The 13772-nt window shown below is 73.7% G+C and carries 12 protein-coding genes; 7 read left to right on the top strand and 5 right to left on the bottom strand.

Annotation, left to right across the window (positions count from 1 at the left end; genetic code table 11):
- Window positions 1-67: 67 nt before the first annotated feature.
- Window positions 68-1015, bottom strand: a complete 948-nt coding sequence (locus tag AB0G74_RS10495) for a beta-ketoacyl-ACP synthase III (RefSeq protein WP_361143047.1) — start codon at window positions 1013-1015, stop codon at window positions 68-70.
- A 275-nt stretch (window positions 1016-1290) separates the two neighbouring features.
- Here AB0G74_RS10495 and fdhD point away from each other — a divergent pair, with 275 nt between their 5' ends.
- Both fdhD and AB0G74_RS10485 read left to right on the top strand, forming a co-directional pair.
- The gene (gene fdhD, locus AB0G74_RS10490; protein WP_361143044.1) at window positions 1291-2136 is read left to right on the top strand and encodes a formate dehydrogenase accessory sulfurtransferase FdhD; all 846 of its coding nucleotides are present in this window, start codon (window positions 1291-1293) and stop codon (window positions 2134-2136) included.
- Between the two features lie 287 nt (window positions 2137-2423).
- Window positions 2424-4247, top strand: coding sequence for an AMP-dependent synthetase/ligase (locus AB0G74_RS10485; protein WP_361143041.1), 1824 nt, complete (start codon window positions 2424-2426; stop codon window positions 4245-4247).
- Here the strand turns inward: AB0G74_RS10485 and AB0G74_RS10480 are convergent.
- Window positions 4238-5113, bottom strand: coding sequence for an endonuclease/exonuclease/phosphatase family protein (locus AB0G74_RS10480; protein ID WP_361143037.1), 876 nt, complete (start codon window positions 5111-5113; stop codon window positions 4238-4240). The genes AB0G74_RS10485 and AB0G74_RS10480 overlap by 10 nt on opposite strands.
- 162 nt (window positions 5114-5275) lie before the next feature.
- Here AB0G74_RS10480 and AB0G74_RS10475 point away from each other — a divergent pair, with 162 nt between their 5' ends.
- The 3 genes from AB0G74_RS10475 (at window position 5276) to AB0G74_RS10465 (ending at window position 7933) form a co-directional block, all read left to right on the top strand.
- The gene (locus AB0G74_RS10475; RefSeq protein ID WP_361143034.1) at window positions 5276-6325 is read left to right on the top strand and encodes an LLM class flavin-dependent oxidoreductase; all 1050 of its coding nucleotides are present in this window, start codon (window positions 5276-5278) and stop codon (window positions 6323-6325) included.
- 238 nt (window positions 6326-6563) lie between these two features.
- Entirely contained in the window at window positions 6564-7391 is an 828-nt protein-coding gene (locus tag AB0G74_RS10470) for an aldo/keto reductase (RefSeq protein WP_361143031.1), read from the top strand.
- 89 nt (window positions 7392-7480) lie between these two features.
- Complete coding sequence (locus AB0G74_RS10465; protein WP_361143028.1) at window positions 7481-7933, top strand: RICIN domain-containing protein; 453 nt, start codon at window positions 7481-7483, stop codon at window positions 7931-7933.
- A gap of 74 nt (window positions 7934-8007) precedes the next feature.
- Here the strand turns inward: AB0G74_RS10465 and AB0G74_RS10460 are convergent, their stop codons facing one another.
- On the bottom strand, window positions 8008-8910 hold the full coding sequence (locus AB0G74_RS10460) for a class I SAM-dependent methyltransferase (protein WP_361143025.1): 903 nt from the start codon (window positions 8908-8910) through the stop codon (window positions 8008-8010).
- Between the two features lie 85 nt (window positions 8911-8995).
- A complete protein-coding gene (locus AB0G74_RS10455; RefSeq protein WP_361143022.1) occupies window positions 8996-10012 on the bottom strand; it encodes an AraC family transcriptional regulator in 1017 nt (338 codons plus the stop codon).
- Window positions 10013-10115: 103 nt separating this feature from the next.
- Here AB0G74_RS10455 and AB0G74_RS10450 point away from each other — a divergent pair, with 103 nt between their 5' ends.
- On the top strand, window positions 10116-10979 hold the full coding sequence (locus AB0G74_RS10450; RefSeq protein ID WP_361143019.1) for an NmrA family NAD(P)-binding protein: 864 nt from the start codon (window positions 10116-10118) through the stop codon (window positions 10977-10979).
- 81 nt (window positions 10980-11060) lie between these two features.
- Here AB0G74_RS10450 and AB0G74_RS10445 read toward each other — a convergent pair whose 3' ends face one another.
- Window positions 11061-12701 carry an ATP-dependent DNA ligase gene (locus AB0G74_RS10445; protein WP_361143017.1) on the bottom strand — a complete coding sequence of 547 codons (1641 nt, stop codon included), beginning with the start codon at window positions 12699-12701 and terminating at the stop codon, window positions 11061-11063.
- 378 nt (window positions 12702-13079) lie between these two features.
- Here AB0G74_RS10445 and AB0G74_RS10440 point away from each other — a divergent pair, with 378 nt between their 5' ends.
- Window positions 13080-13679 carry a hypothetical protein gene (locus tag AB0G74_RS10440; RefSeq protein ID WP_361143014.1) on the top strand — a complete coding sequence of 200 codons (600 nt, stop codon included), beginning with the start codon at window positions 13080-13082 and terminating at the stop codon, window positions 13677-13679.
- Window positions 13680-13772 lie beyond the last annotated feature (93 nt).

Here is a 13772-nt window from a genome sequence, read left to right as displayed (position 1 = left end):
CCGGTGGGGAACGCGAACCGCCCGGCACACGGGACGGGCCGGGCGGTTCGGAACGGTGAGGGCGCGCTCAGGGGCAGCGGACGATCTGGCCCGCGTAGGAGAGATTGCCGCCGAAGCCGAAGAGCAGGACCGGGTCGCCGGAGGTGATCTCGCCCCGCTCCACCAGCTTGGAGAACGCCATCGGGATCGACGCGGCGGAGGTGTTGCCGGACTCCACGACGTCCCGGGCGACCACCGCGTTGACCGCCCCGATCCGCTGGGCGACCGGCTCGATGATCCGCAGATTGGCCTGGTGGAGTACGACGGCCGCCAGGTCGGCGGGGTCGACGCCGCCGCGCTCGCAGACCCGGCGGGCGATCGGCGGCAGCTGGGTGGTGGCCCAGCGGTAGACCGTCTGCCCCTCCTGGGCGAACTTCGGCGGGGTCCCTTCTATCCGGACCGCGTTCCCCATCTCGGGGACCGAGCCCCACAGCACGGGCCCGATCCCGGGCTCGCCGTCGCCGTCCACGGCCTCCACGACGGCGGCACCGGCGCCGTCGCCGGTCAGCACGCAGGTGGTGCGGTCGGTCCAGTCGGTGACGGCGGTCATCTTGTCGGCGCCGATCACCAGGGCCCGGCGGGCCGAACCGGCGCGGATCGCGTGGTCGGCGGTGGCCAGGGCGTGGGTGAACCCGGCGCAGACCACATTGAGGTCCATTACGGCGGGCGCGCCCATCCCGAGCCGGGCGGCGACCCGGGCGGCCGTGTTCGGGGACCGGTCGATCGCGGTGGAGGTGGCCACCAGGACCAGATCCACATCGGCGGGGGTCAGACCGGCCCCGGCCAGCGCCTTCGCCCCGGCCCGCGCGGCCAGGTCGTCGACCGGCTCGTCGTCGCCCGCGCGATGGCGGGTGCGGATACCGACGCGGGAGCGGATCCACTCGTCACTGGTGTCCACGAGGGCCGCGAGGTCCTCGTTGGTGAGCACGGACGCGGGCTGATGGTGCCCGAGTGACGCGATACGCGATCCGGTCATCGGCGGTTTTCCCTTTCCACGGGCGATCGACTCCCCAGTTTTCGGTGCTACCACCTGGTACGACGGCGGGTAACCCGACAGGATTCGCCCCCGGTTTTCTGTAGCTTTCGGAAGGATCCGGTACGGCGCCCGGGTCGTGGGGGCCGTACCGGCACCGGCGGGGCGGGCCCGGCGGCGCCTGTCGGAGACCGTACGGCACCCGGCGGGCCTCCGGAGCCGTACCGGAGAATGGTCACCACAACGAGTCGTACGAGTCGAATCGGGAGTGGTCGCCCATGGGACGGGTCACCGAGCGCCGCCGGACCCTTCGCATCAGGGATGGTGTGGTCTCCACCCGGCCCGACACCCTGGTCGCCGAGGAGCCGCTGGAGATCCGGCTGGACGGCGAGCCGCTGGCGATCACGATGCGCACCCCGACGGGTGACGACTTCGCACTCGCCACCGGTTTCCTGGTGAGCGAGGGCGTGATCGCCACGGCGGAGGACGTGGCACGGATCATGTACTGCGCGGGGGCCACCGCCGAGGGGGTCAATACCTACAACGTGGTCGACGTACGGCTCGCGCCGGGCGTCCCGAAGCCGGATTTCCAGCTCCGGCGGAATGTGTACACCACGTCGTCGTGCGGGCTCTGCGGCAAGGCGAGTCTGGACGCGGTACGGACCAGGACCCGGTTCCCGGTCGCCGACGGGCCCCGGGGGTGGATCACGCCCGAGCTGCTCGCCGGGCTGCCCGACCGGCTGCGGGCGGCCCAGCGGGTCTTCGACGCCACCGGCGGGCTGCACGCGGCGGGCCTGTTCTCGGAGAGCGGCGAGCTGCTGGACGTCCGGGAGGACGTGGGGCGGCACAACGCGGTGGACAAGCTGATCGGCCGGGCGGTGCGGGAGGGCGGCGGGCTGCCGCTGGCCCGGACGATCCTGCTGGTCTCGGGCCGGGCCTCGTTCGAGCTGGCCCAGAAGGCCGTGATGGCCGGGATCCCGGTACTCGCGGCGGTCTCGGCGCCGTCGTCGCTGGCGGTGGATCTGGCCGCGGAGTCGGGGCTGACGCTGGTCGGCTTTCTGCGCGGCGCGCGGATGAACGTGTACACGGGCACGGAGCGGATCGCGGTCGGCGACCCGGACTGAGCAGGCGTACGAGCGGGTTCGCGCGCCCCCGTATATCCAACTGTGCGCCCCAACGGGAGGTAAAACTCGGCAAAGCCGGAGTGTCCTGACGGGTCGGATTCCGTGGAGATTCCGCCCCGCGCGGGCCGCGGAGCGGCGGCGTTACCGGGCCCGTCCTCCGTATCCCCCGGCTTTCCGGTCCTGACCTGCGCCGACGTCAATCGTGCAAAGTTCTGCAAGGCCATCGCCCGGGACGAATCCGTGGGGTACGGTCGCGGCGCTGTGCGGAGCGCCACAAGGAGCAGCCATTGCGCGAGTTCACTGTCCCCCCGCTCGACGCGCCCCCGCTGATCGGTGGACTGGCCGACGCGGTGTTCGATCGCGCCGACCGGGCCCCCGAGCGGGTCGCCCTCTGCCGCAAGGACGCGACGGATTCCTGGGAGGAGGTGACCGCGGAACGCTTCCGTGACGAGGTGCTCGCCCTGGCGAAGGGGCTGATAGCCGACGGGGTGCGGTTCGGCGACCGGGTCGCGCTGATGTGCCGTACCCGCTACGAGTGGACCCTGTTCGACTTCGCCCTGTGGACCGTCGGCGCGCAGTCCGTCCCGATCTATCCGACCTCGTCCCGGGAGCAGGTGTTCTGGATCCTCCAGGACGCCGAGGTCTCCGCCGCCCTGGTCGAGCACGAGGACCACGCCATGACCATAGGGTCGGTGATCGGGCATCTGCCGCTGCTGAAACGGCTCTGGCAGCTGGACGCGGGCGCCGTCGGCGAGCTGACGGCGGCCGGTGAGCGGATCGCCGACGAGGTGGTGCACCGGCACCGGCGGGCGGTCACCCCGGACTCCACGGCGACCATCGTCTACACCTCGGGCACGGTCGGCCGCCCCCGGGGCTGTGTGCTCACCCACGCCCATCTGATGTTCGAGTGCGACACCCTGGCCGAACACTGGGAGCCCGCGTTCCGCGGCAAGCCGGGCGACGATCCCTCCACCCTGCTCTTTCTGCCGCTGGCCCATGTCTACGGCCGGATGGTGCAGGTCGCGTCGGTCCGCCACGGGGTGCGGCTGGCCCATCAGCCCGCGGTCACCGGCGAGCCGCTGCTGGCGGACCTGGCGGCCTTCCGGCCCACGTTCGTCCTGGCGGTGCCGTACGTCTTCGAGAAGGTCTTCGCCTCGGCCCGGCGCCGGGCCGAGCGCGAGGGCCGGCTGCCCGCCTTCGACCGGGCCGTGGAGGTGGCCGTACGGTACGCGGAGGGGCTGGAGCAGCGGGCCCACGGCCTGGGTCCCGGCCCGTCGGCGGCGCTGCGGGTCCAGCACCAGCTGCTGGACCGGTCGGTCTACGCCAAGCTGCGCGAGGCGTTCGGCGGCCGGGTCCGGCACGCCATGTCCGGCGGGTCGGCGATGGACCGGCGGCTGGGTCTCTTCTTCGAGGGCGCGGGCATCACCGTCATCGAGGGGTACGGACTCACCGAGACCACGGGCGCGGCGACCGGCAATCCGCCGGGACGGATCAAGTTCGGCACGGTCGGGCGGCCCGTGCCGGGGACGACCGTCCATATCGCGGAGGACGGCGAGGTGTGGCTGCGCGGCCCGCACGTCTTCGCCGGATACCACTCCGATCCGGCGGCGACGGACGCGGTACTGCACGACGGCTGGCTGGCCACCGGCGATCTGGGGACGCTGGACGAGGACGGCTATCTGACGATCCGGGGCCGGAAGAAGGAGGTCCTGGTCACCTCGGGCGGCAAGAGCGTGTCGCCGCTGCCGCTGGAGGAGCGGGTGCGCTCGCATCCGCTGGTGGCGCAGTGTCTGGTGGTCGGCGACGACCGGCCGTTCGTGGCGGCGCTGATCACCGTGGACCAGGAGGCGGTGGACCACTGGCTGGCGATGCGCCGTCAGCCGCCGCTCTCCCCGGCCGATCTGGTCCGGGACCCCGAGCTGGAGACGGAGATCCGGCGGGCCGTGGTGACCGCCAACACGATGGTCTCCCAGGCCGAGTCGATCCGGACGTTCCGCATTCTGGCGCTCCCCTTCACGGAGGAGAACGGGCTGCTCACCCCGTCCCTGAAGCTGCGCAGGCAGGCGATAGAGGAGGCGTACGCGGCGGAGGTCGACGCGCTCTACCGATAGGCGCCGCCGTCGGGGCGTCCGGTGTCAGGGCCGTAGGGCCCCGGGTCGAGATCGACGACCACGGCGGCGTGGTCGGACGGCCAGACCCCGTCGACGGGCCCGTGACCGGCCCGCCGTACGGCCCGTACCGAGCCGGGGCGGCCGGGCCGGGGCGGGCCGACGAGTACGTAGTCGATCCTGGTGCTGAGCGGGAAGGTCCGGGCGACGTACGGATTGTCGGCGTCCCAGGTGGCGCCGGGCTCGGCCGGGTCGGCGTAGAACTTCCACACGTCGAGGAGCAGCAGCCGTTCGGCGGCGGGCGCGGTCAGGACGCCGCCCAGCAGCCGCAGTTCGTCCGAGTCGGGCAGGGCGTTGAGGTCGCCGGTGACGACGGGCGGGAAGGCGTGTCCGGTGCCGCGCCGGACGACGAACTCCCCGAGAGCCCGGACCTGGGCGCAGCGGACGGCCGACTCATGGGGCGAAGAATTCAGATGGGTGGTGAAGAAAGGCAGGGCGCCGGTGGGTGTCTCGATCAGGGTGTGCAGGGCGATCCGCCCGTCGTCCGTCCCACCGGCGGCAGGCAGTTCGGCGGTCTCCCGCCGGAGTACGGGCCAGCGGCTCAGTACGGCGAGTCCGACGTCGTACGCCCGCTCGGCGGGGGCCCGGTCGTGCCAGCGGCCGGGCCGCCCGTGGGGCGCGAACTCGGCCCACAGGCCCAGTTCGGCGCCTAGCCCGCGGGCCAGGCAGTGGTCACCGCCGTCGGACCACGCCTCCTGGAGGGCCACCACATCGGGCTTCAGCTCCCGCAGTACGGCGAGTACGGCCTCCCGGCGGCGGTCCGGGTCCTCGAAGCGCCACCACACGTTCCACGTCACGATTCTGACCACGGCCGCCAGTCTGCCGCACCCGTCCGGCCGCCCCGTTCCCCGCCCTCCGGCCTCCCGACCACCGGGACGGAAGAAACGGATGGGGCGGGAGGAACAACGAAAACCGGCCGGAAAGCGCCGATGCCGGTAGCGGGGCCGTAGTGCCGCTCCCAGAATGCCCGCATGAAATTCAGCTACGCGTTGCTGCCCGACCACGCTCTGTCGGACGCCCTGGAGAGCATCGAACTAGCCGACGAGCTGGGGTTCCACGCCTGCTACGCGGCGGACGAGACCTGGCACAAGGACCTGTGGATCCTGTTCGCGGCGGCGGCGGGCCGGACCCGTTCGATCCGGCTCGGCCCCAGCGTCTCGCCGATGCTGCTGCGGGAGCCGACCCATGTGGCGCAGGCGCTGGCGACGCTGGACGAACTGTCGGGCGGCCGGGCCGAGGCGGTGCTGTCCAGCGGGAACACCGGGCTGCTGGAGCAGTACCGGATCGACCCCGCCCGGCTGCGGCCGCTGTCGCGGACCAAGGAAGCGCTGCACGTGGTGCGGACCCTGCTGGACGAGGGGACGATCACCTTCGAGGGCGAGTTCTACTCCTACGACGGGCTGTTCACCTTCGCCCGGCCGGTGCAGGAGCGGGTGCCGCTGAAGCTGGGCGGGATGAAGGGGCCGCGTACCTTCGAGGTCGCCGGGGAGTTCTCCGACGGCTGTCACCACGCGCTGAGCTACACCCGCGAGGCGTACGCCTACATGGTCGACCATCTGCGGATCGGCGCCGAGCGGGCGGGCAGGGACGTGACGTCCCTGGACATCGGCGCCTGGGTGGTCTTCGCCACGGCGGAGGACTCGGCTGCGGCCCGTGAGGCGGCCCGCAGCATGGTCGGGATCTACGCCTCGGCGATGTCGGACGAGCAGCTGCGGCGCAACGGGGTGGATCCGGCGGAGCTGAAGCCGGTGGTGGACGCGATCCGGGCCGGGGACCTGGCCCGGGGGATCGAGCTGACGTCGCCGGAGGTGACCGAGCGGCTGTCGGTCTCGGGGACGCCGGAGGAGTGCGTGGCGAAGATCCGGGACGAGATCGCGGCGGCCGGGGTGAACCATCTGATCTGCGGTGTGACGGACCGGACGCTGGTGAAGGCGTTCGCGGACCGGGATCTGCCCGAGGTGCCCGGGGCGCGTGAGCAGCTCCGGCTGATCCACGACCGGATCATGCCCGCGTTCACCTGACCGGCGGCAGCGGCGGGGCGCGTACCGGCCCGGTCCGGGGGGCGACCCCGGCGCCGGGCCGGGGTCGTATCCGTGGGAGGGTCGGGGCTGACCGGAGGCGGGCCGGAGTGCCGACCGGGGACCCGTCCCGTTCCATGAAGACAGGAAGGCGTCCGTCCGCCGCCCGGCACCTCCGCCGGCGGCCCCGGCGTCCGCCCCGTCGTCCAGCGTCGTCCCAGCAGAGAAGGGCTCGTCCCCCGTGACCAAGGTCCCCACCATCACCCTGAACAACGGTGTCGAGATGCCGAGGCTCGGCTTCGGCGTCTGGCAGGTCTCCGACGAGGAGGCGGTACGGGCCGTGACGACGGCCGTCGAGGCCGGCTACCGCAGTATCGACACGGCGGCGGCCTACGAGAACGAGACCGGCACCGGACAGGCCGTCGCCGCCTCCGGCGTACCTCGCGAGGAGTTGTTCCTCACCACCAAGCTCTGGAACAACGACCACGGCTACGACAACGCGCTCCGCGCCTTCGACGCGTCCCTCGCCCGGCTCGGCACCGACTACGTGGATCTGTATCTGATCCACTGGCCGGTCCCCCGGCGGGACACCTATGTCGACACCTGGCGCGCCCTGGAGAAGATCCTCGCCGAGGGCCGGGCCCGGGCGATCGGGGTGTCGAACTTCCTGCCCGCGCATCTGGACCGGCTGGCCGACGAGACGTCGGTGGTCCCGGCGGTCAACCAGATCGAGCTGCATCCCCAGCTCCAGCAGGCCGAGGCGCGCGCCGCGCACCGGCGGCTCGGGGTGGTGACCGAGGCGTGGTCGCCACTGGGTCAGGGCAAGGGTCTGCTGACGGTCCCGGCGGTGGCCGCGGTGGCGCGGAAGCACGACCGCACCCCGGCCCAGGTGGTGCTGCGCTGGCACCTCCAGTCGGGGCATGTCGCCATCCCCAAGTCGGTGACCCCGTCCCGGATCCGGGAGAACATCGACATCTTCGGCTTCGAGCTGGACGACGAGGACCTCGCGGCCTTCGCGGCGCTGGACGAGGGGCGGCGGCTGGGCCCGGACCCGGCGGAATTCGGCTGAAGGGACAACTCCCTCCGGGCTCGGGCGGTTCGGCGCGCCGGGCGTCTCGTACGATCGGTGATCACATCACGAACGAGGGGTACGGGACGTTGAGCGGGGCTTTCACACCGGGCCGCCATCTGGTGCGCAATGTCGGCAGTGGTCTTGTCCTGGAGGTGTACGGCGGCTCCAAGGGCAGCGGGGCGGTCGTCCAGCAGGCGGTGGAGACCGGGGAGCCGGTACAGCAGTGGCTGATCGAGCCGGTGCCCAACGGCAGCGGGCTCTACCACTTCACCAACGCGGCCAGCGGCAAGCGGCTCGACGTCGCCGACGCCTCCACCGAGAACGGGGCCCGGATCCAGCAGTGGCGGCCGAACAACTTCGGCGCCCAGGAGTGGATCATCGAGTCCCTGGTGGAGACGCCGGGAACGTATGCCGTGGTCAGCTTTGTCAGCGGGCTGCTGCTGGAGGTCGCCGACGGCGGTACGGAGGCCGGGGCGCGGATCCAGCAGTGGGAGGACACCGACGGTCCGCATCAGCAGTGGCGGCTCGAACCCCGCTGACCCCCGGCCCGGGTTCCCCGGGGGCGCGGCGGTCCGTGCCGCGCCCCAGGGGGCCGTCGGCGCTTCCGGCGGGCTCAGCCGCGGCGGGCCGTGTGCACGGTCCGGGCCGCCAGCAGGAAGACGTCCGGCCGGTTCGCGAGGCCCTGCGGATCGTCCGGGTCCAGCAGCCGGTCGATCACCTTGAGGTCGTCCGCGTCCAGCCACCGCTCGGCCGACTCGCGCCGCCGGGACAGCGCCAGCGCCACATGCTCCCGGGCCGCCTCCGGCAGCGGCGCGGGCAGGTCCAGCAGGAAGGACTTGGTGCCCCCGCCGGTCAGTCCGGCGCCCGCCAGCATCTCCCGCCAGTCCTCCGGTTCGTCCTTCGCGCCGGGCAGGGCGTCCCGCATCTCGGCGAACCAGAGACTGTGGGCGCCTTCGAGCCTGGCTTCCAGGCCGGGCCGTCCGATGCCGATGTCCCGGGGCAGATGGCGGGCCGTCAGACCGCCCTCGACGACGGCCAGCAGTCCGCCGGTCCTGAGCAGTCCGGCCAGTCCGGCGACGGCCGCCCGCTGGTCGCCCATGTGATGCAGGGAGTCGCCCGCCCAGACCACGTCGGCCGTGCCCAGGGCGGCGAGATCGCCGGGGAGTTCGGCGTGTACGGCGCGGAAGCGGTCGGCGTAGCCCGATCGGACGGCCCGCTCGGCGGCCCGGTCCAGCAGCTCGGGGGTGGCGTCGACGGCGACGACCTCGGCGTACGGGAAGACCTCGGCGAGCAGCGCGGTCAGCACCCCGGGCCCGCTGCCGACGTCCAGTACCCGGCGGACCGCGCCCGCCGGGATCTGTCCGGCCAGCCATCCGGCGGCCTCCCGGTAGAGGGGCCCGTTCAGCTCGGCGCCCTGCTCCAGCAGGGGCGCCATCACATTCCAGTCGATGTCGGTGCTGTCGTGGTGGTGGTGTCCCTGGCCTCGGGCCGGGCCGTGGTGATCGTTTCGGCTCATGCTGACAGGGTGGACCGCCGTCGCCGTTCCGGCGAACTTTGTTGCCGGTTCGGCAAACCTCCGGGCCGGGTTTCGGTGGTTCGGCTCAGCCGGAGACGGCCCGGGGCCCGGTCCGGGCGGGTACCGCCTCGGCGGCGGGCCGGCCGAGGACGGCTCCGGTGGTGGCCGGGGTGCCGCCGGTGCGGTACTCCTGGGGACTCACGCCGCGGACCCGTTTGAAGGCGGCGCTCAGGGCGAAGGAGCCGCTGTAGCCGACCTTCCGGGCGATCGTGTCGACGGTGGCGTCCGACTGCCGCAGCAGTTCGGCCGCGAGATCGAGCCTTCGGCGGGTGAGATGGGCCATCGGGGGCTCCCCGACCAGTTCGTGGAAGCGCCGGGTCAGGCCCGCGCGGGACACCCCGCTCTTCGCGGCGAGCGATGCCACCGTCCACGGCCGGGCCGGATCGTCCTGGATCAGCCGCAGGGCGCGGCCGGTGACGGGGTCGGCCATGGCCCGGTACCAGCCGGGGGCACGGGCCTCGGGCCGGGAGAACCAGGACCGCAGCGCCACCACCAGGAGCAGATCGAGCATCCGGTCCAGCATCACGCTCTGCCCCGGCTCGTCCCTGGCGATCTCGTCCTCCAGGACCGGCAGCAGCGGACAGGCCCATTCGCCGGCCCGCAGATGGACCAGCGGCGGCAGGGCGGCCAGCAGCCGTCCGCCGACCTCGCCCGCCAAGGGGTACGTCCCGATCTGTACGACATCCCGGCCGTCGGGGGCGTTGCCCCAGGTCCGTACGCCCATCGCCAGGGTCTCGTGGAGCGGTTCGCCCCACGGGGACCGGCAGGCGCCGCCCGGTCCGACCAGCGCGCCGGGCGGGGTGTCGGGGTGGTCGGCGACCGTGTACGGGTCCGGGCCCCGGAGGATCGCCACATCGCCGGGGCGGATCAGCACGGGCTCGCCCCCGTCGGGCACGATCCACGCCTCGCCGGCCGTCGGGCACAGCAGCGACAACGGCGCCCGGTCCTCCACCCGGACCGACCACGGCGGTTCCATCACCATCCGCAGCAGGAAGGCACCCCGGGCCCTGGGCCCGTCCAGCAGTCCGGCGAGTACGTCCATGGCCTCAGCGTAGAGGCAGCGGCCCGGCGGCTGAGCCGGACGCGTATGGGGTTGAGCCGGACACGCATGTCCTCCGGCGCCCCGGGCCGGGAGGCTTGGGGGCATGACACAGAACATCCAGCACACCGAGCGGCACGCCCAGCGGGACAACGGCACGGGGACCACGGTCCTGGTGACGGCGGCGACGGGCAAGACCGGCCACCGGGTGGCGGAGCGGCTGTCGGCGGCGGGCCACACCGTCCGGGCCGGATCCCGGTCCGGGGGAACCCTCTTCGACTGGACGGACCCCGCGACCTGGGCCCCGGCCCTCAAGGGCGCCGAACTGGCGTATGTGAACTACTTCCCCGACCTGGCGGCGCCCGGCGCGTCCGAGGCGCTGCGGGCCTTCGGCCGGGCGGCGGCCGAGGCCGGGGTGCGGCGGCTGGTACTGCTCTCGGGCCGGGGCGAGCCGGAGGCCGTGGCGTCCGAGGAGGCGCTGCGGGAGGCGGGCGTACCGCTGACCGTGGTGCGGGCGGCGTTCTTCGCCCAGAACTTCAGTGAGGGGCCGATGGCCGAGGGCCTGGAGCGGGGCGAGATCGTCTTCCCGGCCGGGGACACGGCGGAGCCGTTCATCGACGCGGAGGATCTCGCGGACGTCCTGGTCGCGGCGCTCACCGAGGACGGTCACACCGGGCGGACGTACGAGGTCACCGGGCCCCGGCTGCTCACCTTCGCCGAGGTCGCGGCGGAGATCTCCCGGGTCTCGGGGCGCGAGACCGCCTATATCGCGGTTCCGGGCGAGGCGTACCGGGCGGCGCTCCGGCAGGCCGGGTATCCGGACGAGGACGCGGCCTGGGTGACCGAACTGTTCGTGACGCTGCTGGACGGGCACAACGCGAGCACCACGGACGGAGTGCGGGAGGTACTCGGCCGGGAGCCGCGCGACTTCACCGAGTTCGCCGACCGGGAGTGGGGCGGCGGGAACTGACGGGCGCGGGTGGCGGGCGGGGCGCGGAGATCCGGGGCGGAGCTCGGGGGCGGGGCGCCCGGGGCGCGTACCGCCGCCGCGTCAGCCGTCCGGCCCGGTCCGGTCGCGCGGTCCGTCCGTTCCGTCCGGGGACTCGGTCCCGTCCGGTTCGTCCGGGCCGTCCGGGGGCGCCGGCCGCCCGTCGGGACCGAGGGCGTCGAGGACCCGTTCGACGGGGTCGGCGTCGGCCGCCCGCTTGCCGGGGCGGTAGCGGACGACCCGGGCGAACCGGAGGGTGACGCCCGCCGGATAGCGGGGCGACCGCTGGACCCCGTCGTACGCGATCTCCACGACCAGCTCGGGCCGTACCCGTACGGTGAATCCGTCGTCGGAGACGGCCAGCTCGCCCAGGCGGCGGGTCTGCTCGCGCAGTATCTGGTCCGTGAGGCCCTTGAAGGTCTTCCCGAGCATCACGAAGGAGCCGTCGGCGGCCCGCGCGCCGAGATGGAGGTTGGAGAGCAGCCCGGTCCTGCGGCCGTGGCCCCATTCGGCGGCGAGTACCACCAGATCGAGGGTGTGGACGGGTTTCACCTTGAGCCAGGACCGGCCCCGGCGGCCCGCGACATAGGGCGCGTCGGCCGCTTTGACCAGGACGCCCTCGTGGCCGCGGGCCAGGGTGTCGGTGAGGAATTCCTCGGCGGCGGCCCGTTCGGCGGGGTCGGCGGGGTCGGTGACGGCCACCCCCCGGACCCGGGCCGCCGCCGGGAAGAGCCCGGCCAGTACGGTACGGCGCGCGGATCCCGGCAGATCGAGGGTCTCCTCGCCGTCGGCGGCGAGTACGTCGAAGAAGACCGGGGTGAGGGGCAGGGCGGCCCGGGCGGCCGCGACATCGGTCCGTGAGCCGACCCGGGCGGCGATCCGCTGGAACGGCACCGGGCGGCCCGCCGGATCCAGGGCGATCACCTCGCCGTCGACGACGAAACGGTCCCCGGGCGCGCCGAGCGCCGCCGCCACCACTTCGGGCAGCCGGTCCGTGATCTCGTCCAGCGACCGGGTGAAGACGCGCACCGTACGCCCGTCCCGGTGTACCTGGACCCGGATTCCGTCAAGCTTCTCCTCGACCACACAGGCGGTGCCCAGGGTCGTGATCGCCTCGGTCACGGAGGCCGCGGTGTGCGCCAGCATCGGCAGTACGGGGCGGCCGACCCGGAGCCGGAACCGGCCGAGCGCGGCGGGCCCTTCGGCGAGCAGCGCGGCGGCGACCCGGGTCGGCGAGCCGTCCAGCATCACGGCCCGGCGTACGGCTCCGGGCGCGGCCCCGGCGGCCCGGGCGACGGCCTCCAGGGCGACGGCGTCGAGCGCGCCCTGGCGTACCTCCCCCAGCAGCAGCCGGGTCAGGAACTCCTGCTCGGGGGCGGTCGCGGCGGCCAGCAGCTCGTTCAGCGCGCGGGCCCGGGCGGCCCGGGAGCCGGGTCCGGCGATCGCGGCGAGCCGGGTCAGCGCGGCATCGGCGGCGGCGACCGTGAGGGTCGGCGCCGCGGCGGGCGGCGGAGGATCCTTCAGGGCGCTCCAGCCGATCCCGATCCGGCCCTGGGGCAGCCGCCCGGAGAGACAGGCGATCACCGGGGCGGCCTCGTCGGGCGCGGTGTCCGTGAACAGTCCGGCGAGCAGTTCGGTCTTACGGGATCTCGCGGCGGCATCGGCCACCGCGCGGGACACCTCGGCGAGCCGTGCCAGCAGCATGCGGCCATGGTGCCCCGGCCGGGGCTGGGCCGCACCCGCACCCGCACCCGCGGCCTCGGGCCTCGGGCCTCGGGCCTCGGGCGGAACCTGGCCCGGCCCGGCCGGGTCATGGCCGGGTGGCGGTGTGGTGACGGTGGTGGAAACAGCGGGTGGCGCGGGGGTGGACGGCCGGGAAACGAGCCGGGGATTGTGCAAGAACCTTGTCCAAAAAACTCGGAACCCCGGGGGGATCGGGTACGTGTGTGCGAAACCGTGGGTACCGTGTGGTCGCGAACCCGCGGCGACGGGCCGCGGTGAACTCCACGACGGACGGCCGTGTTCGGCGGCGGTCACCGGGCGGGAAGGAGCCGAGTGGGCGGCAGGAGCACCCGGAGTGCGATGCGCGAGCTGCGCGACGATCTGCGGAGCGCGCTCGAACTGGCCCGGCCCGAGGGCCACCAGCAGGTGTTCGCGGCTCTCTGCGACCGGCTGAGCGAGCGGCGGGGGCGGCCGGTGGTACTGCGTCTGGTGGAGTTCCCGCCGGGGACGGCGAGCGGGCTCTATCTCGATATGACCGACCGCGACGTCATCTGCGTCCAGGCGAACACCCACCCCTCCCACCAGCTGGTGATCTTCGGTCACGAGGTCTGGCACATGATGGCGGGCCACGGCGGGCGGGCGGCCGACGGCCGGGACACCGGGCCCGGCGGCGGAGCCGGAGCCCCGGCCGGGGCGGTGCCGTCGCAGCGGGGCCCCGGATCGGGCCGTACGGCCGGTCCCGGATCCCCGGCCGGCCGTCCCGATGGCATGACCACCGCCCTTCAGAGCCTGGCCGCCAGGACCGACTTCCGGCAGCTCCAGGAGACCGAGGCCGAGACCTTCGGACTGGAACTCGGCGCCCATCTGCGTGGCTGGCTCGACGGCCCGCGCCGGTCCGCGCCGCGCAGCGCGCTGGCCCGGCGGATCCAGACGTCCCTGGGAAAGCACCGGACCGGCTGACCCGGCGACCGCCCCGCGACGCTCCCGCGACGCCCCGTGCGGACCCGGGCCGCTCCGTACGAACCCCCGCGGGTCCGGGCGGACCCGCGACGA

Source organism: Streptomyces sp. NPDC020875, assembly GCF_040641415.1.
Lineage (GTDB): Bacteria > Actinomycetota > Actinomycetes > Streptomycetales > Streptomycetaceae > Streptomyces.
The sequence above is the reverse complement of the archived record's forward strand: the minus strand, read 5'-3'. Positions and strand labels throughout refer to the sequence as shown.